The 21,960-nt window shown below is 65.8% G+C and carries 20 protein-coding genes; 6 read left to right on the plus strand and 14 right to left on the minus strand.

Features of this window, described 5'->3' with window-relative positions; genetic code table 11:
- Positions 1-77: 77 nt before the first annotated feature.
- The 6 genes from sucD to GR702_RS14450 form a co-directional block, all read right to left on the minus strand.
- A complete protein-coding gene (gene sucD / locus GR702_RS14430; protein WP_160986603.1) occupies positions 78-968 on the minus strand; it encodes a succinate--CoA ligase subunit alpha in 891 nt (296 codons plus the stop codon).
- Between the two features lie 151 nt (positions 969-1,119).
- Positions 1,120-2,082 (minus strand): malate dehydrogenase, encoded by a 963-nt coding sequence (gene mdh / locus GR702_RS14435; RefSeq protein ID WP_160986604.1) that lies wholly within the window; start codon positions 2,080-2,082, stop codon positions 1,120-1,122.
- A 364-nt stretch (positions 2,083-2,446) separates the two neighbouring features.
- Positions 2,447-2,818 carry a hypothetical protein gene (locus GR702_RS14440; RefSeq protein WP_160986605.1) on the minus strand — a complete coding sequence of 124 codons (372 nt, stop codon included), beginning with the start codon at positions 2,816-2,818 and terminating at the stop codon, positions 2,447-2,449.
- A gap of 148 nt (positions 2,819-2,966) precedes the next feature.
- Positions 2,967-4,148 carry a cell wall hydrolase gene (locus GR702_RS14445; RefSeq protein WP_419880305.1) on the minus strand — a complete coding sequence of 394 codons (1,182 nt, stop codon included), beginning with the start codon at positions 4,146-4,148 and terminating at the stop codon, positions 2,967-2,969.
- A 203-nt stretch (positions 4,149-4,351) separates the two neighbouring features.
- Positions 4,352-4,510 (minus strand): hypothetical protein, encoded by a 159-nt coding sequence (locus GR702_RS22095; protein WP_202408281.1) that lies wholly within the window; start codon positions 4,508-4,510, stop codon positions 4,352-4,354.
- Between the two features lie 49 nt (positions 4,511-4,559).
- A complete protein-coding gene (locus tag GR702_RS14450; RefSeq protein ID WP_160986687.1) occupies positions 4,560-5,129 on the minus strand; it encodes a septal ring lytic transglycosylase RlpA family protein in 570 nt (189 codons plus the stop codon).
- Positions 5,130-5,248: 119 nt separating this feature from the next.
- Between GR702_RS14450 and GR702_RS14455 the strand changes: the two genes are divergently transcribed.
- Positions 5,249-6,787, plus strand: coding sequence for an ABC1 kinase family protein (locus GR702_RS14455; RefSeq protein ID WP_202408282.1), 1,539 nt, complete (start codon positions 5,249-5,251; stop codon positions 6,785-6,787).
- Positions 6,788-6,850: 63 nt separating this feature from the next.
- Here GR702_RS14455 and GR702_RS14460 read toward each other — a convergent pair whose 3' ends face one another.
- Positions 6,851-7,267, minus strand: coding sequence for a hypothetical protein (locus GR702_RS14460; protein WP_160986606.1), 417 nt, complete (start codon positions 7,265-7,267; stop codon positions 6,851-6,853).
- Between the two features lie 298 nt (positions 7,268-7,565).
- Between GR702_RS14460 and uvrA the strand changes: the two genes are divergently transcribed.
- Positions 7,566-10,469 (plus strand): excinuclease ABC subunit UvrA, encoded by a 2,904-nt coding sequence (gene uvrA, locus GR702_RS14465; protein WP_160986607.1) that lies wholly within the window; start codon positions 7,566-7,568, stop codon positions 10,467-10,469.
- Between the two features lie 330 nt (positions 10,470-10,799).
- Here the strand turns inward: uvrA and GR702_RS14470 are convergent, their stop codons facing one another.
- From GR702_RS14470 to GR702_RS14490, 5 genes are all read right to left on the minus strand, one after another.
- Positions 10,800-11,267, minus strand: a complete 468-nt coding sequence (locus GR702_RS14470; protein WP_237449717.1) for a septal ring lytic transglycosylase RlpA family protein — start codon at positions 11,265-11,267, stop codon at positions 10,800-10,802.
- Positions 11,268-11,399: 132 nt separating this feature from the next.
- Entirely contained in the window at positions 11,400-12,620 is a 1,221-nt protein-coding gene (locus GR702_RS14475) for an argininosuccinate synthase (RefSeq protein WP_160986608.1), read from the minus strand.
- 68 nt (positions 12,621-12,688) lie between these two features.
- On the minus strand, positions 12,689-13,930 hold the full coding sequence (locus tag GR702_RS14480; RefSeq protein ID WP_160986609.1) for an SAM-dependent methyltransferase: 1,242 nt from the start codon (positions 13,928-13,930) through the stop codon (positions 12,689-12,691).
- A 107-nt stretch (positions 13,931-14,037) separates the two neighbouring features.
- The gene (locus GR702_RS14485) at positions 14,038-14,802 is read right to left on the minus strand and encodes an SDR family oxidoreductase (protein ID WP_160986610.1); all 765 of its coding nucleotides are present in this window, start codon (positions 14,800-14,802) and stop codon (positions 14,038-14,040) included.
- Between the two features lie 333 nt (positions 14,803-15,135).
- A complete protein-coding gene (locus tag GR702_RS14490) occupies positions 15,136-15,465 on the minus strand; it encodes a glycine zipper 2TM domain-containing protein (RefSeq protein WP_160986611.1) in 330 nt (109 codons plus the stop codon).
- Here GR702_RS14490 and GR702_RS14495 point away from each other — a divergent pair, their 5' ends adjacent.
- Positions 15,466-16,161, plus strand: a complete 696-nt coding sequence (locus tag GR702_RS14495) for a PhzF family phenazine biosynthesis protein (RefSeq protein ID WP_337192612.1) — start codon at positions 15,466-15,468, stop codon at positions 16,159-16,161.
- A 209-nt stretch (positions 16,162-16,370) separates the two neighbouring features.
- Here GR702_RS14495 and GR702_RS14500 read toward each other — a convergent pair whose 3' ends face one another.
- Both GR702_RS14500 and GR702_RS14505 read right to left on the minus strand, forming a co-directional pair.
- Complete coding sequence (locus GR702_RS14500; RefSeq protein WP_160986613.1) at positions 16,371-16,886, minus strand: nitroreductase/quinone reductase family protein; 516 nt, start codon at positions 16,884-16,886, stop codon at positions 16,371-16,373.
- 120 nt (positions 16,887-17,006) lie between these two features.
- Positions 17,007-17,615 carry a TetR/AcrR family transcriptional regulator gene (locus GR702_RS14505; protein WP_160986614.1) on the minus strand — a complete coding sequence of 203 codons (609 nt, stop codon included), beginning with the start codon at positions 17,613-17,615 and terminating at the stop codon, positions 17,007-17,009.
- Positions 17,616-17,692: 77 nt separating this feature from the next.
- Here GR702_RS14505 and GR702_RS14510 point away from each other — a divergent pair, with 77 nt between their 5' ends.
- Genes GR702_RS14510 through GR702_RS14520 form a run of 3 tightly spaced genes read left to right on the plus strand, consistent with a single transcriptional unit; the run spans position 17,693 to position 21,880 of the window.
- The gene (locus GR702_RS14510) at positions 17,693-19,153 is read left to right on the plus strand and encodes an efflux transporter outer membrane subunit (protein ID WP_160986615.1); all 1,461 of its coding nucleotides are present in this window, start codon (positions 17,693-17,695) and stop codon (positions 19,151-19,153) included.
- Positions 19,146-20,324 carry an HlyD family secretion protein gene (locus tag GR702_RS14515; RefSeq protein WP_160986616.1) on the plus strand — a complete coding sequence of 393 codons (1,179 nt, stop codon included), beginning with the start codon at positions 19,146-19,148 and terminating at the stop codon, positions 20,322-20,324. Before GR702_RS14510 ends, GR702_RS14515 begins: the two co-directional genes overlap by 8 nt.
- Positions 20,324-21,880 carry a DHA2 family efflux MFS transporter permease subunit gene (locus GR702_RS14520; protein ID WP_160986617.1) on the plus strand — a complete coding sequence of 519 codons (1,557 nt, stop codon included), beginning with the start codon at positions 20,324-20,326 and terminating at the stop codon, positions 21,878-21,880. Before GR702_RS14515 ends, GR702_RS14520 begins: the two co-directional genes overlap by 1 nt.
- Positions 21,881-21,960: the final 80 nt, after the last annotated feature.

The following is a 21,960-nucleotide window of genomic DNA, read 5'->3' on the forward strand; positions in this document are numbered from 1 at the left end:
GGCGCACTGACCCGCTACGCGTCTTGTAAGCCTCCGGCGGCGGCGCGGTTCCGCCGCGCGCCGCCGGAGTATTCAAATCAGGCGTATTCCTTGAGGACTTCCACAAGGGTTTCGCCGAGCAGCGAGGGGCTGGACGACACCTTGATGCCGGCTTCTTCCATCGCCGCGATCTTGTCCTCGGCGCCGCCCTGGCCGCCCGACACGATCGCGCCGGCGTGGCCCATGCGGCGGCCCGGAGGCGCCGTGCGGCCGGCGATGAAGCCGGCCATCGGCTTCTTGCGACCACGCTTGGCCTCGTCCTTGAGGAACTGCGCCGCTTCTTCCTCGGCGCTGCCGCCGATCTCGCCGATCATGATGATCGACTTGGTCTCGTCGTCGGCAAGGAACAGCTCGAGGACGTCGATGAAGTTCGTGCCGTTGACCGGGTCGCCGCCGATGCCGACTGCGGTGGTCTGGCCGAGGCCTGCGTTGGTGGTCTGGAACACGGCTTCATAGGTAAGCGTGCCCGAGCGCGAGACAACGCCCACCGAACCCTTCGAGAAGATCGAACCGGGCATGATGCCGATCTTGCACTCGCCGGGGGTCAGCACGCCGGGGCAGTTCGGGCCGATCAGGCGCGACTTCGAGCCCGAAAGCGCACGCTTCACGCGGACCATGTCGAGGACGGGAATGCCCTCGGTGATGCAGACGATCAGTTCCATCTCGGCATCGATCGCCTCGAGGATAGAGTCGGCGGCGAACGGCGGCGGAACGTAGATGCACGAGGCAGTCGCGCCGGTCGCGGCCTTGGCTTCGGCGACGGTGTCGTAGTTGGGCAGGCCGATGTGGGTCGTACCGCCCTTGCCGGGGGTGACGCCCGCGACCATCTGCGTGCCGTAGGCAAGCGCCTGCTCGGTGTGGAAGGTGCCGGTCGCGCCGGTCATTCCCTGCGTGATGACCTTGGTATTCTTGTCTACGAGGATCGACATCGATTCCTACCTCATTCGTGATCCCGGCGTGCGCCGGGGTCCAGTTGAATTGGTGACTTGAACAGGCCGTTCCAGTCGGGGGTCAGTTTCCTGTCCCTCGCTCCCATCCTTGCCCAGGCGGACGAGGACGGGAAGCGCGGACTGGTGTGGATCAGGCGAGCGAGGCGTCGATGCCCTTGCAGGCGACCAGCAGTTCCTTGACCGCGTCGATCGAGACCTGCAGGCCAGCCTTGGCCTTGTCGTCGAGAGCGATCTCGATCACTTCCTCGACGCCTTCGCTGCCGATCTTGACCGGCACGCCAACGTAGAGGCCGTCGACGCCGTACTGGCCTTCGAGGTAGGCGGCGCAGGGCAGGATGCGCTTCTGGTCGCCCAGGTACGATTCAGCCATTGCGATGGCCGAGGCGGCCGGTGCGTAGAAGGCCGAGCCGGTCTTCAGGAGGCCGACGATCTCGCCGCCGCCGTTCGCGGTGCGCTTGACGATCTCGTCGATGCGCTCCTGCGTGGACTTGCCCATCTTGATGAGGTCGGGAACGGGGATGCCCTTGACGGTCGAGTATTCGACCACCGGAACCATGGTGTCGCCGTGGCCGCCGAGCACGAAGCTGGTGACATCGCGCACCGAGACGCCGAATTCCCAGGCGAGGAAGGTCGAGAAGCGGGCCGAGTCGAGCACACCGGCCATGCCGACGACCTTGTTGTGGGGCAGGCCCGAGAACTCGCGCAGCGCCCAGACCATCGCGTCGAGCGGGTTGGTGATGCAGATCACGAACGCGTCCGGGGCGTGGGCCTTGATGCCTTCTCCGACGGCCTTCATCACCTTGAGGTTGATGCCGAGCAGGTCGTCGCGGCTCATGCCGGGCTTGCGGGGAACGCCGGCGGTGACGATGACGACGTCGGCGCCCGCGATGTCCGCATAGTCGTTGGTGCCGGTGATCTGCGCGTCGAAGCCTTCGACGGGGCCGCACTGCGAGAGGTCGAGCGCCTTGCCCTGGGGAATGCCCTCGGCGATGTCGAACAGGACGATGTCGCCCAGTTCCTTCTGCGCGGCGAGGTGAGCGAGGGTGCCACCGATGTTGCCGGCGCCAATGAGGGCAATCTTCTTACGAGCCATGATCCGTGCGTGTCCTTCCCAGTGGCGGGATTACCGGACTTCAAGGCGGCCTGCTTTCATCCCGCAAAAGGCAGGTGCCGGGTTTGCAAGCCGCGCCCTACGCCCCCCAGCAGGACATTGCAACCGCCAAACGGCCGCTGTCATGGCGATCGAGGCACTTTTAAGTGATAATAGTTCGCAATTGCAATAAGTGATCGGTCTGGCGGATCGACCCGCTTCGACGCCTTCACTTTCCTGTTTTGTCTTCGCCTGACAAGGTGTCGTACACGGCCGGATGGGAGGCAAGGCCTTTCAGGCGCGACTCGTCGAACACGCGATGCAAGTGAGCGTTCGCGGGGCCGGCACGACGCTAGAGACGGGGCCGTCAGTGGCCAAGGCGGCGCTCGGCAGCGGCCGCCATACGGCGGTCGAGCCTGCGGCAAATCTCCAGCCAGCGAATTTCTGCCGACTCGTCCCCTGCGGCATGCGCGGCCAAGGCTTCGTCTCGAGCCAGAGTGGCGGCGGACAGTCCGTGGCGGGCAAAGTGCATGAGCGCTGCGGCCAGCGCCGCGTCGAGGTCCGCAGGCTGCAGCGCGGCCTCTCCGGCTGGCGCGGTGCGTGCAAGGGCCATGCGGCGGGTCTGGCGGCGCGTTGCAGGCGGGTTGTCGTTGCCCGCGCTCAAGGGCGCACCCGGACAGAGCGCACGTGCGATGGCCGGAGTCGTCCCGCCCCAGGCGGCGGCGAAGCGGATGGTCATGTACGGGCCTCTTGCTTGCCGGGTCACATTCGAACGCGCTCTGCCTAGCATGGCAGGCGCTAACCCATCATGAGAAGACTTGGTTTCATAAGTCTTGACCAAGAGGTCCTCCGGTATTTGCGTAAGCAATGCTTTGCAAGGCAAGGCATCAGCTACGCGGGTCGGCGATCCACCTGCCTGAGTTCGCATACTCGCCCCGAATGCCCTGTGCGCCGGGCAAATTCTGCGCGCGGTAAAGCGATTCGCCGCCCCGTTCGCGCACCTCGCTGGTGTATGCCGGAGAAGCCTCGGGCGCCTGGGGTCCGGCGGCTGAACCCGGCCGCGACACGGTGGGCGCGGCTGCTGTAGGCTCCACGAGGCCGAAGGCGCGCTGCACGGCCAGTGGGTCGAGCGCGGCGGGGGTGCTGGCAGACGAGAGGGTGTCCTCGCGGCGGTGGGGAGCAGCAACCGGCTCTCCGCCCAGATAGGCATATCGGAACGTCGCGGGGCTGCCCGCGCCGCCCCGGAAGCTGTAGAAGCGGTGCGCGCCGATGGTGGCGAGATAGTTGAGGCTCGGCGCCCAATAGGGCCGCACCTGAACCGTATGGTAGTGCGTCGCGAGACCGGCAGGCGCATATACGTAGCCGGATAGCGCCGCGCGGGCGACCTCCTGCGCCCGGTCCCAGAACAGGCGCTGCGGACGCCGCGCCAGCGATCCATCGCAGGTAAACGAGAACTGGCAGCCGGTACTGCGCTCGGAACCCTGGTAGACGACACCGCACACGGTCTTGGGATAGCTGGGATGAGCCACGCGGTTGAGCACGACCTGCGCCACTGCGCGCTGACCGGCGTCAGGCTCGCTCGCCGCCTCGTAGTAGATGGCGGCGGTGAGGCACTGCAGCGCACGGCTGCGGTCGACGCCTGAATTGTCCACCCGGAGAGAGCGGGCGACTGGGCCGGAAACCGCGTCGTCCGAATCCGAGCGGATACCCTCGCCGATGCGCAGGGGAGCGGATTCGCTCTCAAGGTAATAGAAGGCCGAGCCGGGAAAGCCGGCGCCGGTCTGCTCGAAAGGCATGGGGGCGGGCTCTATGTCGGCAGTGCCGGCATCGGCAATGGCGAACCGGCTCCAACCCGCGGGTTCCGCAAAGGCGGGAAGGGCCACTGCTCCCAGCATTGCCGCTGCCAGTGCCCAGCGCCGGTGCAGTCGCATGAGCACATATCCGATCCCGCGTGTACGGCGAGCGAACCGCGCGGTGAAGTCGCGCGGGCGCTCGATGCGTGCTTTCTCCCGCACACCCGGCGTCGCGGTCGCGATCTCAGGTTCAGGAAGGGGAGAAGCCAAAGGCACGAAGTTCCAGTCAGCCGAAAGAGTCGCAGCGGTGCAGACCGGGCCTAGCGACGGTGCAGGCAGGATGCACCCGGCCATTCCGCGTCGTCCCGCTGCGGTACAACGAACTGGAGTACGCTTAAGGAGTTAAGATCCGGTCGCCGAACGCAAGCCGACGAGGCGGCAGGGCGAAAGGCTCTCTTGGTGCCTCGGCTGGCTGCCGTTCAGCCCTGGACGAACCGTTCCTTGGACCAGACCCGCATTTCGCCTGAATGTGCCCGGTTTTCACGCAGGTGCTCTTCGCGTTGGTGGTCGAGGATAAGCGATCCGGTGCCGCGCTCGCGGCGGCTGCGACGGAAGGGAATCTCGGCTCCGATGTTCATGTCGTGTCTCCTCTCCGGGAGACAACGTTCTGGTTCGCGGCGCGGTTCCTCAAAGAGCGCCGACACCGCGCACGAACTGTTCCCTTAGGCTGGAGAGGCTGCGGTCCGGCAACGGCTGCAGCTCTTTGGCGGGCTTGCCCTTGCGTAGTGCCGCACGGTCATTCTCTGCAGGCTCCACCACGCGCACCCGAACGGCCGCCTTGCCCTTGTCGCGGATGCCAAGGTGCTCCGCAGCGCCTCTGGACAGGTCTATCAGGCGCCGGGAATCGCCGAAGGGCCCGCGATCGTTCACGCGCACAAGGATGCGACGCCCGGTGTCGAGCGCCGTCACCTCGACATAGGAGGGGAGCGGCAGGGTCTTGTGCGCGCCGGTGATCCACTTTGGTCGGAACCGCTCGCCATTCGCGACCTGGTTGCCGCTCTCGCTGCCGTACCAGGTCGCATAGCCAAGCATGTCATAGCCGGGCTGGGCGGCTGGGACGAAGGTGGTCCCGCGTACCTTGTAAGGAGCGCCGATACGCACCGGTACGTCGCTGACCGGTCGATACTTCGTGCCGCCACCGCAGGCGGCAAGCGTTCCGGCGAGCAGGAGCGAAAGGGCATTGCGGAAGGCAGGCATGAGCGCCAGCCTAGGGGCGGCGCGCGGGCTCTCCAATGCGAGAACGCCGGCTTTCCACAAGCGCGCCCGGAACCGGGCCAAGACCATGCCGGTTGCTCCTGCCAAACCAAGGAGTCACGATGCCCACGATCCTGCAGACCATGACCGTTGCCGCGCGCGACCGGGCGCGCCTTGCCGAGGCGAGTGCGGTGATCGCCCGCTTCGGCCTGGATTCGTTGCTGATGCGGCTGGGTCTCCCGGTGCAGGGGGTGGACGGTCACGTGGGCGAGGATGCCGACCTGCCCACCCGCACGCGCCGCGCGCTCGAAGCGCTGGGGCCGACTTACGTGAAGCTTGGCCAGATACTCGCCACCCGGCGTGACATGCTTGCCGATGAGTGGATCACCGCTTTCGAACACCTGCAGAGCAGCGCGCCGCGGCTCCCTTTCGAGGCGTTACGGCCTGCAGTAGAGGAAGCTCTGGGGGAGCCACCCGAGACCGCCTTCGCCCGCTTCGATCCAGAGCCGCTGGCTGCAGCCTCGATCGCGCAGGTTCACCGTGCCGCGCTGAAGGATGGGACGGAGGTTGTGGTGAAGATCCGCCGCCCCGGCATCCGCCGCGCGATGGAGGCCGACCTGAGGCTGCTGCGCCACCTTGCCGCTCTCGCCGAGGCTCGGAGCGACATGGTGCGGCGGATGACGCCCACCGCGATGATCGAGCAACTGGGTCGCGAGATCCTGGACGAGCTGGATTTCACCAACGAAGGGCGCAATGCCGACATGCTGCGCGCCGATCTCGCCCCGATCGGGCGGGTGGTGGTGCCGCGCATCCATTGGGAATATTCTTCGAACGGCCTTCTGGTCATGGACTATGTCGAGGGCATCCCCCCTCGCGAGCCTGCCGCACTGCGGGCCGGCGGGATTGATCCGGACGCGATCGCCGAGCTCGGGGCGCAGCTCGTCCTCGAGATGGTGCTCGTCAACGGGCGGTTCCATGCCGATCCGCACCCGGGCAACCTGCTGTGCCTTCCCCCGGCGGAGCCCGGCGGGCGCGACCGGCTGGCGCTGCTGGACCTCGGCTCGGTCGGCTTCGTGTCGCCGCGCCGCCAGCACGAGTTCCTGACGTTCATCCTCTCGCTTCGCAGCAACGACCCCGGCGGGGTGGCAGACATGCTGGCTTCGTGGTCGCAGGCGGGCGAGGTGCCGCGCGAGCGTCTGCTGGTCGCCTCGGAGCGGCTTGTCGCTCGCCACGGCAGCGGAGCGCTGGTGCTGAACGCGATGGTGGGTGACTTCTTTCCGCTGCTGCGCAAGGAAGGGCTGGTGCTGCCGCCGGACCTCGTACTTATCTTCAAGGCCATGGTGACGATGGACGGCGTGCTCTCGCGCATCGCGCCGGACTTCGATCTGTCCGAAGCGCTGGGAACGCTACGCGCCCGGCTCGTGACATCGCGCCTGACCCGCCTTGCCGCGCCCGACCGGATGGAAGCGGTGTTGCTTGAACTGTCACGTATTTCCGCCGACGCGCCGCGGCTGATCCGGGCCGCTGCCGCTCGGCTGGAGAAGCCGGAGGGCAGCCGGATCGATCCGGGGCAGGCACGTGCGATCCGCTATGCAGGCGTGCTGATCGCCGGCGCCATCATAGTGCACGCCCTGGCGGGACTGGCGCCGGCCCTGACATGAGAAGGCGCCCGCAGGCCGCAAGGTGCAAGGGGAACTTGCGCCCCGCGGCCGGCGGGCCTTGCGTCAGCTGCCGCTGGCGGGTGGAAGCGGATCGGCGGGGCACTTGGCCGCATCGCCGTTCCAGCAGTACGGGTTGGTGCGTTCCCACTGCTTGCGCGTCTCGCGGTATTGCTGGCGAGCCTGCGCATTGGCGGTGAGGGCATCGGAGTAGAGCGCGTCGTTGCGCTCCTGAGCCATTCCGTTGAGCGCGACCGCAGCCTCATGGTGGGCCTGGCTCGCGCGATTGGCTTCAACCTGTTGCCGGGCGGCCTGAGCCTGCCGGGCATTGAGCATTTGTCGCCGGGTTTCCGGATCGCCGGGCTCGGGAGCGCTGGACACCGGCTTTTCCGCCCGGTCTTGCGCCTGTGAAGGAACGGGAAGCGCAGTCGCCAGAACTGCGGCAAGAGCGAAGGCAGGTGCATATTCTCGGATTGGGCGCATGGCTTTCTCCTGATCTAGGCGGCGCAGAGGTGCGGCCGCATTTGTCAGGATCAACGTGCAGCAGCCGACCGAGGTTTCCGAGTTCGACTTCCGGAAACCCCGACCCGTCCCCTTCAGCACGCCCCGATGAAGTGCCCGACGTACCATGCACCATCGCGCCCGGGCGTGGATATGCTGAGGAAACCAATGCGCGCCCGGCGCTTGCAAGCCTTGCCTCCGGCACATCGCACCCCATCTACCGCAAAACCCGTGCCGCGCCTCTTGAAGCGTGCGAACAAATCTGGAACACGTCTCCTCCATGAGCCTTACCCACATCACCGTGCGCGGTGCGCGCGAGCACAATCTCAAGGGTTTCGACATCGCGCTCCCGCGCGAGAAGTTGATCGTCATCACCGGACTGTCCGGGTCGGGCAAGTCCAGCCTGGCGTTCGATACGATCTATGCCGAAGGCCAGCGGCGCTATGTGGAGAGCCTCTCCGCCTATGCCCGCCAGTTCCTCGAGATGATGCAGAAGCCCGATGTCGAGCATATCGACGGCCTTTCGCCTGCCATCTCGATCGAGCAGAAGACGACGAGCCGCAATCCGCGCTCCACCGTGGCGACCGTGACCGAGATCTGGGACTACATGCGCCTGCTTTGGGCGCGCGTGGGCGTCCCGTACTCGCCCGCCACCGGCCTGCCGATCGAAGCGCAGACCGTGTCGAACATGGTCGATCGCGTCATGGCCCTGCCGGAGGGCACGCGTCTCTATCTGCTTGCACCGGTGGTGCGCGGTCGCAAGGGCGAATACCGCAAGGAACTGGCCGAGTGGCAGAAGGCGGGCTACACCCGCGTGCGCATCGACGGCGAGTTCTACCCGATCGAAGACGCGCCCGCGCTCGACAAGAAGTTCAAGCACGACATCGAGGTCGTGGTCGATCGCATCGCGGTGAAGGAGGGTATCCAGACCCGCCTTGCCGACAGCTTCGAACAGGCCCTCAAGCTGGCGGAAGGGCTGGCCTATGCCGACCTGGCCGACGGCAACGTTCCCGGGCGCGAGGACGACGAGCAGGGCAAGAACCTGAAGGGCGCGGGCCTCCCAGCCAATCGCATCGTCTTTTCCGAGAAGTTCGCCTGTCCCGTCAGCGGCTTCACCATCGAGGAGATCGAACCACGGCTGTTCTCGTTCAACGCGCCTCAGGGAGCGTGCCCGGCCTGCGACGGCCTTGGCGAGAAGCTGCTGTTCGACCCGCAACTGGTCGTTCCCAACGAGCACCTGACGCTCAAGCAGGGGGCCATCGTGCCCTGGGCCAAGTCGAATCCACCCAGCCCCTATTACATGCAGGTGCTCTCCAGTCTGGCTGCGCACTTCGGTTTCGCCCTGACGACGCCGTGGGACGAACTGCCAGGCGAGGTCAAGCTGGTGATCCTCTACGGCACCGGTGGCAAGGCGGTGCCGCTCACCTTCAAGGACGGGCGCAAGGAATACACCGTCAACAAGGCGTTCGAGGGCGTGATCGGTAACCTCAATCGCCGGATGGTGCAGACCGACAGCGCCTGGATGCGCGAGGAACTGTCGAAGTTCCAGACTGCGCAGCCTTGTGAGACCTGCGGTGGCAAGCGCCTCAAGCCCGAGGCGCTTTCCGTCAAGGTCGGCGGGAGCGACATCGCCGACGCCGCGCGCCTGTCCGTCGCGGATGCCTTTGCATGGTTCGGCGGCCTGGAGGAGCGGCTCGGCAACCAGCAGAAGCAGATCGCGCACGCCATCCTCAAGGAAATCAACGAGCGCCTGGGCTTCCTGAACAACGTTGGGCTCGATTACCTCAATCTCGACCGTACATCGGGCACGCTTTCGGGCGGAGAGAGCCAGCGTATCCGCCTTGCCAGCCAGATCGGCTCGGGTCTGTCGGGCGTGCTCTACGTGCTCGACGAACCCAGCATCGGCCTTCACCAGCGTGACAACGACATGCTGCTCGAGACGCTCAAGCGGCTGCGCGATCTGGGCAATACCGTCATCGTGGTGGAACACGATGAGGACGCGATCCGCACGGCCGACCACATCGTCGATCTGGGGCCCGGCGCGGGTGTGCACGGCGGCGAAGTGGTGGCCGAAGGCACGCTCAAGCAGGTGCTCAAAAGCAAGCAGAGCCTCACCGCGCAGTATCTGAACGGCGCTCGCCGGATCGAGGTGCCCGCAGAGCGCCGCAAGGGCAATGGCCACTTCGTGACCGTGGAGAACGCGCGCGCCAACAACCTGACAGGCGTCACCGCGAAGTTCCCGCTCGGCACTTTCTGCTGCGTGACCGGGGTCTCGGGCTCGGGCAAGTCCTCGCTTACCATCGACACGCTGCAGGCGGGCGCCTCACGCCAGCTTAACGGTGCGCGGGTGATTGCGGGCGCGCACGACAGGATCACGGGTCTTGAGAAGTGCGACAAGGTGATCGAGATCGACCAGTCGCCGATCGGCCGTACCCCGCGCTCCAACCCGGCTACCTACACCGGCGCTTTCACCCAGATCCGCGACTGGTTTGCAGGCCTGCCCGAAAGTCAGGCGCGCGGCTACAAGCCGGGGCGCTTCAGCTTCAATGTGAAGGGCGGCCGGTGCGAGGCGTGCCAGGGTGACGGTCTCATCAAGATCGAGATGCACTTCCTGCCCGACGTCTACGTCACGTGCGAGGAGTGCCACGGCAAGCGGTACAACCGCGAGACGCTGGAGGTGAGGTTCAAAGGCCTGTCCATCGCCGACGTGCTCGACATGACGATCGAAGATGCCGAAGAGTTCTTCAAGGCCGTCCCGCCCATTCGCGACCGCATGCACATGCTGAACGAAGTAGGGCTGGGCTATGTGAAGGTGGGCCAGCAGGCGACGACACTTTCGGGCGGGGAGGCGCAGCGTGTGAAGCTGGCCAAGGAACTGGCGCGCCGTTCCACCGGACAGACGCTCTACATCCTGGACGAGCCGACCACCGGCCTCCACTTCGAGGACGTGCGCAAGCTCCTCGAAGTGCTGCACCGCCTGGTGGATCAGGGCAATTCCGTGGTTGTCATCGAACACAACCTCGACGTTATCAAGACGGCCGACTGGATCATCGACATGGGCCCCGAGGGCGGCGTGCGCGGTGGCCAGATCGTGGCGGAAGGGACGCCGGAGGAGGTGGTGAAGGAACCGCGCAGCTTCACCGGTCAGTACCTGAAGCCGCTTCTGGGAAGCTGGGCGAAGTAACGGCGGCAGCGAATGGCCGGGCGGCAGCGATCGCCCGGATCCGTCATGAGGCGGCCGGGCAAATACGGCCCAATGGTGCGACGATCAGTTTTTGCAGGTGAGGGCTGAAATGTCGGCCGGAAAATGCTGCCCTATGGGCCTGCACATGGTTGTGCTCAACTGTTCGCCGACGGGATCAAACGACTGAGCCGAAGCGGAAGCATGCGGGGAACGCATCGGCGTTCTCGCGGTTATCGTGAGTGAAGGCCGGCGCGGCGCTTCCCCCACCCCTCCCGAGCTGCGCCGGCCGACATACCTCCCAAAAACAGAGAGGATTGGCCGAGCTACTGGTCAGTCGTTGAGGATGGCGAGTTCCACCTTGCCGCTTCCCCGGGCGAGGATACCGATCTCCTCGGCGGCGGCATCGGACAAATCGATTACGCGGTTGCCGTGAAAGGGACCGCGGTCGTTCACCGTAACAACGACGGTTTCGCCGTTGACTGGATTGGTCACCTGCAACTGGGTGCCGAAAGGGAGCGTCCGGTGGGCGCAGGTCAGCGCGTCGGGATCGAAACGCTGGCCGCTGGCAGTGCGTGCACCCTTGAGGTGACGTCCATAGTAGCTCGCCATACCGCCCGCGATCGGCTCCAGATCAAGCGTCGGCGCGGCGTGCGGAACGGAAAGCAGGGATGCGGGAACTTCTGGAGCAATAGCGGCGTTCACCGCGAGAATACCGGAATCGGCCTGGACGGGACCCGCAAGGTTGAGGGTCATGGCGGCGGCAAGCGCGGCCAGTCGGCCGGTTCGACGGATATTCAAGCAAAACCCCGCTTCGTCGTTGACGATGCCGGACGTCCTACCTTCGACCTCGCTCGGGCGCTACCCACGCGAAAGCGGCCCGTCGCGTAATGGCAACGGGCCGCCGGATGCGGTTAAGCTTTCGGGAACGACTTAGTGGTGTCCCTGCCGTGCCAGCAGGCGAAGACGCAGCGCATTGAGCTTGATGAAGCCTGCGGCGTCCTTCTGGTCGTAGGCGCCGGCATCGTCCTCAAAAGTGACGTGGCGCTCGGAGTAGAGCGAATCGGGGCTCTTGCGCCCGACGACAGAGGCGAGGCCCTTGTAGAGCTTGAGCCGGACAGTACCGTTCACTCGTGCCTGTGAGTGGTCGATCGCCGCCTGCAGCATCTCGCGCTCGGGCGCGAACCAGAAGCCGTTGTAGATGAGCTCGGCATACTTGGGCATCAGCTCGTCCTTGAGATGCGCTGCGCCGCGGTCCAGCGTGATCTGCTCGATACCGCGATGGGCGCGGGCGTAGATCTCGCCGCCAGGCGTCTCGTACATGCCGCGCGACTTCAGGCCCACGAAGCGGTTCTCGACCAGGTCGAGGCGGCCGATGCCGTGCTTGCGGCCGAGTTCGTTTAGCGCGGTAAGAAGCGCGGCCGGGCTCATCGCCACCCCGTTGAGAGCAACGCCATCACCCTTTTCGAAGTCGACGGTGATGTATTCGGGGGCATCGGGAGCGTCTTCCGGGTTGACGGTGCGCGAGTAGACGTAGTCGGGGGTCTCTTCCCATGGATCTTCAAGCACCTTGCCCTCGGAGGAGGTGTGCAGGAGGTTGGCATCGGTTGAGAACGGGCTCTCGCCGCGCTTGTCCTTGGGGACGGGGATCTGGTGCGCTTCGGCCCAGGCGATGAGCGAGGTGCGGCTGGTCAGGTCCCACTCGCGCCAGGGCGCGATGACCTTGATGCTGGGATCGAGCGCATAGGCCGAGAGCTCGAAGCGGACCTGGTCGTTGCCCTTGCCGGTCGCCCCGTGAGCCACCGCGTCGGCGCCGGTCTCATGCGCGATCTCGATCAGGCGCTTGGAGATGAGCGGACGCGCGATGGACGTGCCGAGAAGATAGTCGCCTTCATAGCGGGCGTTGGCGCGCATCATCGGGAAGACGAAATCGCGCACGAACTCCTCGCGCAGGTCGTCGATGTAGATGTTCTCGTCCGGCAGGCCCATCAGCTTGGCCTTGGCGCGTGCGGGCTCCAGTTCCTCGCCCTGGCCCAGGTCTGCCGTGAAGGTCACCACTTCGCAGTTGTAGGTGACCTGCAGCCACTTGAGAATGACACTGGTGTCGAGCCCGCCGGAGTAGGCGAGGACGACCTTCTTGATGCTGTCGGACATGGGGCAGGCTCCAGGAAACTTTCGGGCGGGCGGTTAGCAGGGGGGTGCCTGTTCCGCAATGGGCCGGTTCAACCGCCGCCCAGCTGCCGTTCCCTCTCTGCGATGTAGTCACGCGCCAGGGGCAGGGCGTGCCGGCTGCGGGTGTACTGAATCTGGTAGTTGCACATGCCCCCGCTCTCGAACGCAGCCGTCGCGCCGGAGAGATAGAAGATCCACATGCGGTAGAAACGCTCGTCATAAAGCCGCACGATGGCGTCACGGTTGGCCACGCAGCGCTTGTACCATTCGCGCAGAGTGAAGGCGTAGTGAAGCCGTAGCGTTTCGACGTCGGTCGCGATCAGCCGAACCTTCTCGCTTGCGGCGAGGGTTTCGCTGAGCGCGGGAATGTAGCCACCCGGGAAGATGTACTTTCGCGTGAAGGCGTCCGTCGATCCCGGTCCGCCCATGCGGCCGATCGTGTGGAGCAGCATCACGCCCTCGTCCGTAAGCAGCGTGGCGCAGTCACGGAAGAAGCGACCGAACTGCGCCTGGCCAACGTGCTCGAACATGCCGACGGAAACGATGCGGTCGAACTTGTCGCCCCGCGCCGCAAGGTCGCGGTAGTCGATCAGCTGGAAGTCGATGCGGTCGGCGACCCCGGCCTCCTCCGCCCGCTCGCGGGCAAGCGCCAGCTGCTCCTCGCTGAGAGTGATGCCCTTCACCCTGACGTCGAAGTTGCGGGCGAGATAGATCGCCATGCCGCCCCAACCGCACCCGATGTCGAGTACCGTCTGGCCGGGCTCAAGCGCCAGCTTGGCAGCGATGTGGGCGAGCTTGGCGGTCTGCGCCTGCTCCAGGGTCATGTCGCGATCGGGCCAGTAGGCACAGGAGTACTGCATGTGCTCGGCATCGAGGAACAGGCGATAGAGATCGTTGCCCACATCGTAATGATGGGCGATGTTCTTCTTGGCGCTGGCCGCCCGATTGATGCCGTCGACGAGAGTGATGAGCTTTCCGCCCACCCGCTTGAGCGGTGAGTTCTCCTTCAGTTCGCCGCCCCGGTCCCAGCGGGCATTGGCGCGCAGGAGCTCGACGAGCTCCATGATGTCGCCTTCCTCCACCACGAGCTGCCCGTCCATGAAGGCTTCGGCAGCGCCGAGACGCGGATCGTGCAGGATGCGGCGCTCGGCCGACTTGTCGGTAAAGCGGATGCGGACCTGGGGGAAGCCTTCTGTCGCGGTGCCGAAGCGGCGCAGGCTGCCATCGGGGCGGAGGACTTCGAGGACGCCGTGGCGAACCCCACGTTCGAGGAAGCGGTCAAGGATAGCCATTGGGGGTTTCTGCGGGGGTAGGGCGGCTGCCGCAAGGGGGCATGTGTTGCAAAATGCACAAAGCTGGGGACCGGCCGGTTGCGTAACCCGCATTCAGCACGCCGGGTCTACTGGCGGGCGAGGAACAGCACGTCGCGCGGCTGTGCGGTCAGATGCTGGCCGGAATCGACGAAAAGCGTCTCGCCGCTTGCTAGCCATCCGCCGGCAAGGAACAGCGCTGCGCCCGCAACGTCCTGTGCCGTTGCCCGGCGATGCAGCAGGTTCATCCGATGCGAGATTTCGGCTTCCGCCTCGGTCTGGTCATGGCTGGCGAGAATGGCTCCGGGCGCGATGCCGTAGACACGGTCGCGGCTGTCCAGACGGGCCATCGACAACATCGGGATGGTCGCGGCCAGCGCATGCTTGCTCATTGTATAGGAAAAGAAATCGGGATTGGGGTTGAGCAGCTTCTGGTCGGTGACGTGGATCAGCCGGCGTCCGCCCAACGCTCTGGCGCTCGCCAGGAAAGCCTGCCCCAGCCTTGTCGGTGTGGCGGCATTGACGCGCATGGCGGAGGTGAAGACATCGGGATCGAGCGTCTGTGCGCTGTCGATGTCGAATACTCCGGCGCAGTTCACCAGAACCCGCCAGTCGTCCAGCCTGGCAGCAAGCGCCTCGACCATCGCGGGCCCTTCGATCCAGTCGTCGAGGTCGGCAGAGACGATCTCGGCGCTGGGCAGTTCCGCCGCCAGCGCCTCCGCCTGCTCGCGCGAGCGGCCGTAGTGGATGATGACGTGCCAGCCGGCTTCGCCGAAAGCCCTTGCGATGGCCGCGCCGATCCGCTTCGCGCCGCCGGTTACCAGCATCGCAGGTCGAGCGGCGATGGCGCTCATCGCTTGCCCTGCCTTGCTGCCCTTCGCTCGCCTCCGGACAGTCCTTGCGGTCTGGGGCGAGCCGGAAGGCTGATCGCGTGTGCCTGCCGGAAGGAAGTAGATGGGAGGGGCGCAAGCGGCTGGAACATCAGCCTCTTGGAGCATAGGCGAGCCATCTATGGAAGGGCTCGTTGCGAGCAAGATCGTTCATCGTACCCGCGCCTGTTCAATGGCCTCCCGGGCGACGGCATCGCTTGCAAGGCGCTGCCAAGACCCGCCTCGGCACAAAAAAGCGCGCCGTCCGCTTGGACGACGCGCTTTTCGCTCAGGGAACTTTGAGTACGCAGGCCGCTATCAGCGGCAGCGCGAGCCCGAACCGCCGCGATCGATCTCACGGCCGACCACCGCGCCGCCCGCGGCACCGAGAAGCGTGCCGACCGTACGATCGCCGCGGGTGTCGATCGCACGTCCGGCCAGGGCACCAGCAACACCGCCGATAAGAAGGCCGGTGGTGCCGTTCTTCTTCTTGCAGCGATAGCGGCCGTCGTTGCCGCGCCAGTAACGCACGCCGTCGCTGGTGCGGTGATACTTGCGGTGATCGCGCGCTTCGGCGGGAACGGTGACGGCGGTCATGGCCGGGACGGTGAGCGCCATCATAGTGGCGGCGAGAATGACTTTACGCATGTGTGTCTGCCCTCATTGGCTGCGTGGTTTGATCTGGTAACGCCACCAGCGGGGGAACTGCCGTTCGCCGGACACCCGACACTGGGATCGGCTCATGCCTGGCTTGCCGCGGGCGGAGTGCCGAAGCGCGCTGGCCAGGTGGTGCAGGAATGCGGCGTCGGGCTGGTTGAAGTGCGCGAACGCGAAGAGAGGCGCCTGGCGTTCCGTGCACCGCCGCTGATCCGGTCAGGCCCGCTTGATGCCGACGATCTTACGGAGACGCTGCGGCTGACCGGAGCGGATGAAGCGGTGCTGGTCGCTGGCGTCCATGCCTCGAACGGACCGGGCTGGAAGCTGCTTCACCTCGCGTCGTCGGATGCCGTGCTGGCGGCCCAGCCTGCCTCGCGGGCGGATCCGGGCACCGACGTCGCGCTTCTGGGGCCATGCGCTCCGGGAGGAACCGCGCAGTTCGAGGTAAGGGCATTCTTCGCAGACGCGTCGGGGCGAATGGTGGAAGACCCGGTCACCGGCAGCCTCAATGCGGCAGTGGCGCAGTACCTTTTCGCGCAGAACCTGGCGAGCGGCAGCTACGTCGCCGCGCAAGGCCGCATGACCGGCGCCAATGGGCTGGTGCACTGCTCGCAGGAAGCGGATGGCGAGGTGTGGATTGCCGGTCGCGTGGAAACCGTTTCCAGGGACGGCGCGCTGTTCTCCTGACGGTCAGGCCGGCTTTCCCAGCGACTGGGGCGGCGCTTTCGGGATCGTAGAGAACGAGGTTAAGGTGGTGCATCGCGTGAACCCGGCGGCGGATGTCGCTGGCGGCGAGCGCCTCGCGCAAGGCAAGATGTCCATCGGGTTGCCGCCGTGCTGGTCAATGTCGAACGCGCCGAAGGCGTCGGACAGGGCGGCATGGTTCTTCGGAAAGGTCAGTACTGGCGCGTGCCGGTGGCATCGCTTAGCTTGAAGACTGGGATCGCTTCGAGCGCCTTCATCATGACCAGCGGGATAACCCTGTCCGTCGCCTTCTGGTAGTCAGCGTAGAAGGGGTGGCAGTCTGTCATGAAGGTCCAGACCTTGTCACGCTCGGTACCTTGCGGCTCGCGCCAGGTGCCGCGGAAAGCCTGAGTGGCGATCTGGAACTCCACCATGTCGCTATCGAGGAGGTTAAGATACCAGGCAGGGTGATGGTCGGCCCCGCCCTTGGATGCGCAGATCACCACCTCGCCGCCGATGTCGGCATAGCAAAGGGGCGTGATGAAGACCTTCCCGCTCTTGCGACCGGTGTACTTGATGAGGCAGTGCGTAGCGAAGGACCGACCGCCCACAGGCGTGATGTCCATGATGTGTCCGTGCGCGCCGCCCGATGCGAGATACATCTCGCGGTGTTCGGTTGCCCAGTCCTTGCGAGCTTCGCGGATCACTGCGGATGTACCGTCGCTCATGGTCTTCGTCCTCTCCTGCTCCGGGGAGGATGACCGATCAGAGGTTCGGGCGTCCAATCCCGAATGGGAACGCCCGGGAGGCATCGCCCGGGCGAAAGCCGGATGGTGAGCCGAGACGTCCTAGCCTGCTGCCACGTCCTTTTCGGGCGGGAATGACAGGTGCGCCATCAGATTGTCGATGAAGGCCTCGTGCTGCGTTTTCGTGCCGCTGCCGCCGGGACGGATCAGCAGGTCCGAGCGGTAGCCGAGCACGGCAGCGACGGTGACCTGCGTCAGCCGTTCCGCGTCTTGGGGCCGAAAGCGGGTGGCGAAGAACTCGGTGATGCACGCGCGCATTTTCGAAGGCCCCCGCGCATAGAACATCTCGTTGATTTCGGGGAAACGCTCCCCTTCGGCAACCACGAGCCGGTACAGGAGCATCGAATTTTCATTCTGCAGGCAGTCGATGAAGCGCAGGCATGCCCGCCGCAGCGAGGCCGGGGAGAACGTCTGCCCGGTCAGTACCTCGTCGATATCGCGCGAGAATGTTTCGACGTGCTTGTCGATCACGGCGGCGAAGAGATCTTCCTTTGCGGCAAAATGGGCCCAAAGCGTGGCTTTGGACCCGCCAAGCGCGTCAGCGATCGCGGACATTGTTGTGGCCGCATAGCCCTGCTTGAAGAAGAGGCGCGTGGCGACCTTCACGATCTCGTCGCGCTTGCGTGCCTTGTTGAGCTCTCGTTTTCCCATCAATTCCGTCATAGTCGTACCACTCAGTACGCTTTTCGTTTGACAGGTTCAAGCAACACTTCGTAAAAAATGTACCGATGAGTACGCAAATCAAACCACGATTCGCGGCGGCTTCGCTGCTGGCGATCTCCCTTTCCCTGGCCGGATGCATGGCGCCCGACCTTGGTCCGCGCCCGCAGCTCACAACGCCAGGTGCGCTTGAATCTACCAAGGCGCTTGCTTCCGCGCGGGCGGCCACGGAGTGGCCGCAGGAGCGCTGGTGGACGGTCTACGGCGATCCCCAGCTCGACGCGCTGGTCGAGGAGGCGCTCGCCGGATCCCCCAGTGTCGCTCTTGCGCAGGCGCGTATCCGCCAGGCGCGGGGCGCGGCAGGTGTGGCCGGAGCCGACCTCCTGCCGACGCTTGGGGGGCAAGCGTCCGGCGGGCTGACCAAGCAGAGCTACAACAACGGAGTCCCGAGCGACTTCGTTCCCAAGGGCTGGAAAAGCACGGGCACTCTTGCGCTTTCGGGCGATTTCGACCTCGATCTCTGGGGGGCGAACCGCAAGGCGCTTGCGGCGGCGACTTCCGAGGCCGAAGCTGCCGAGGCCGACGCCAGGCAGGCGGAGCTGATGATCTCCAGCAATGTCGTTTCCTCCTACTTCGACCTGGCGCGTCTGCTGGAGCGGGGCAGGGCGCTCTCGGACGCGACCGAGGCGCGGCGTTCTTTCGTGGACCTCACTGGCCAGCGCGCTCGCGAGGGGCTCGACAATCTTGCCCCTCTCCGCCGTGCAGAGTCCGCCGCCGCCGCATCGCGCGCGGAGCTTTCTGCGAACGAGGAGCAGGTGCTGCTGCGCCGTCATGCGCTCGCGGCGCTGCTCGGCAAGGGCCCCGACCGGGGGCTTGCCATTACGCCTCCCGCCATCGCCACAGTCCCGGTCTCGGGTATTCCCGCAGATGCGGGCATCGCCCTTGCGGGTCGGCGGCCCGACATCGTCGCCGCGCGCCTGCGCGCCGAGGCGGCGGGTGCGCGCATCGATCAGGCCAAGGCGGCGTACATGCCCAACATCTCGCTTCGCGGGCTGTTCGGCCTGACCTCGCTTGGGCTCTCCAACCTGATCGACAGCGGTTCCACCTACGGCAACGTGGGCGGTGCCCTCAGCCTGCCGATCTTCCAGGGCGGACGCCTGAGGGGCCAATACACGCAGGCGCGCGGCGGCTATGACGCGGCAGTAGCCAACTACAACGAGACCGTGGTCGGCGCCCTTCAGGAAGTCGCCGATGCGCTCGCCAGCCGTGAGGCTGCGTCCAGTCAGGAAGTCGATGCGGCAGAAGCTGCCCGCACGGCGCAGATCGCCTACGATCTATCCATGCAGCGCTTCCGTGGCGGGCTTTCCAACTACCTCGATGCACTGACGTCGCAGACTGCCGCGCTGGAAGCGCGCCGGGCCGCGATCGATGCCCATTTCCGTACCCTCGCCCTGGAGGTCGCGCTGCAGCGCGCACTTGGCGGCGGGTTCGAAGACAATTCCAGCAAGAAGGCTTCCGACGATGAGTGATGATGTGCAGCACCAGCCTGCTGCCCCTGCAGACAACGAGGGTGCGCCTTCGCGGCCGTCGGGCGGAAGCGTGGTCGGCAAGAAGAACCGCAAGCCGCTGCTGATCGGTCTGGCAGTGGCGGTGGTGGTGATCGCCGCCGCCGTGCTCCTGTACGACATCTTCATCGGCAGCCGCTCGGTATCGACAGACAACGCCTACGTCGGTGGAGAGAGCGCGGAGGTGACCCCGCTCACGGCCGGACAGGTGGTGGAAGTGCTCGTCACCGACACGCAGCCGGTGCGCAGGGGGCAGATCCTGTTCCGCCTGGACGACAAGGACCAGCGCATCTCGCTCGCGCAGGCGCAGGCCCAGGTCGAATATGCCACCCGTCGGTATGGCCAGTCGCTTGCCAATAACAACGCGCTGGGCGCCGCAGCCGATGCCAGCGCAGCGCAGATCAGCTCCGCGCAGGCCAAGCAGGCTTCGGCGCAGGCCACGCTGGAACGTGCGCAGGAAGACTATCGCCGCCGCGCCGCGCTGGCCGAAGGCGGCGCCGTCTCGGGAGAGGAACTGACCTCCGCTCGCCAGGCGCTCGCGTCTGCCCGCGCCGCTGCACAGGAAGCCGCCGCCGCCGTCGTCCAGGCGCGCGCCAACACCAACAGCGCCCGCCGCCAGGAAGAAGCGGCCGTTGCCCTGACGCGCGGCACCTCCAACCAGACCGCGCCCGAGATCCTGCTCGCCAAGGCGCAGCTCGCCAACGCCAAGCTGGCGATGGAACGCACCGTGGTCCGCGCGCCGATCGACGGTGTCATCGCGCGCCGTTCGATCCAGGTCGGGCAGAAGGTGGAAGCGGGCACGGTCGCGATGATGATCGTGCCGGTCGGCCAGCTCTACGTCGATGCCAACTTCAAGGAAGACCAGCTCGGCAAGGTCCGCTCGGGCCAGACCGCGATTGTTACCTCCGACTTCTACGGCGACGATGTGAAGTACCATGGCAGGGTCGTCGGCTTTTCGGGCGGCACGGGCGCGGCGTTCTCGCTGATCCCGGCGCAAAACGCGACCGGCAACTGGATCAAGGTCGTGCAGCGCCTACCGGTGCGCATCGAGCTGGACCCGCGCGAGCTCAAGCAGCACCCGCTGCGGATCGGCCTTTCGATGGAAGCCGAGATCGACCTGACGAGTAAGGACTGATGGCGAGCGCGGCAGCGGGCAATCCGGCGCGCGCGCCGGCTGAGCCGCAGTTCACCGGCGCGCGGCTCGTCCTGGCGGGCTTCGTTCTCGCCATGGCCAACTTCATCGTCGTGCTCGACATGACGATCGCCAACGTCTCGGTACCGCACATCGCGGGCGGCCTTGCCGTCTCGAACTCGAGCGGCACCTGGGTTATCACCTCGTACGCGGTTGCCGAGGCGATCTGCGTGCCGCTGACCGGGTGGATCACGGGTCGCTTCGGAGCGGTGCGTACGTTCCTCGTGAGCCTTGCCGGTTTCGGCGTCTTCTCGGCTTTGTGCGGCATGTCGAGCACGCTCGGCATGCTGGTGGCGTTCCGTCTGGGGCAGGGCCTTTGCGGCGGTCCGCTCATGCCGCTCACGCAGACGCTCATGCTGCGCATCTTCCCCAAGGAAATGCATTCAAAGGCAATGGCGATGTGGGCGATGACGGTCGTCACCGCGCCAATTATTGGCCCGATCCTGGGCGGTTCCATTTCTGACAACTGGTCGTGGGAGTGGATCTTCTTCATCAACGTGCCGATCGTGCTGATCATCTTCTTCGCGCTGATGCACCTGCTCAAGGGCGTGCATACGCCGCTGCAGAAGCTGCCCATCGATGTGGTCGGCCTCGTGCTGCTGGTGATCTGGGTCGGCGCGTTCCAGATGATGCTCGACCTTGGCCGAGAGGAAGACTGGTTCGCCTCCACCGAGATCATCGCGCTGGCCTGCACCGCCGCGATCTTCTTCTGCGGCTTCGTGATTTGGGAGCTGACGGAGGAGCACCCCATCGTGGACCTGAAGGTCTTCCGTCATCGCGGTTTCACCGCCGCTACGCTGTCGCTGATGATCGCGTTCGGGACCTACTTCTCGGCTGTCGTGGTCATTCCGCAGTGGCTGCAGACCTCGATGGGCTACACCGCGACGCAGGCGGGCTATGCCATGGCGTTCGCCGGTGTCCTGGCCGTCATCGCCTCGCCCTTCGTGCCCAAGCTGATGCAGAAGTACGACCCGCGCCTGCTCGTGTTCATCGGGATCGCGTGGCTCGGGGTCTGCGCCTGGGTGCGCACGTACTGGTCGACCGACGCGACGTTCTGGACGATCGCCTTCCCACAGCTGATCCAGGGGGCGGGCGTCTCGCTGTTCATGGTGCCGCTTACCACCATCAGCCTCTCGGCGGTGCTGCCGGAGGAAACCGCTTCGGCGGCGGGCATCGCCAACTTCGGACGCACGCTGGCGGGCGCAGTGGCGACGGCCATCATCACCACGATCTGGAGCGATCTTGCGACCACTAACCGGGCGGAAATGGTCGGCACGCTCAACGGGCAGGGGCAGGTGGCAAGGACGCTACAGGACACGGGCTTCTCCATGGACCAGGCGCGCGGCTTGATCGATCAACTCGTGGCGCAGCAGGGTCTGGCCCTGGCGACCGTGCACATCTTCCAGATCTCGGCGGTGGCCCTGTTCATCGCTGCATGCACGATCTGGCTCGCTCCGCGTCCGCCCAGGAACGCCAAGCCGGCTTCCGGCGGACACTGAGAGTTCGGCCGGACGGAAGGAGAGGCATCCCCCAGCCTCTCGAGCAACAGTCTCGCGAGCCCCCACTCGCTCTTCCGTCC

Origin of the sequence: Novosphingobium silvae (genome assembly GCF_009856825.1) — a bacterium.
In the GTDB taxonomy this organism is placed as follows: domain Bacteria; phylum Pseudomonadota; class Alphaproteobacteria; order Sphingomonadales; family Sphingomonadaceae; genus Novosphingobium; species Novosphingobium silvae.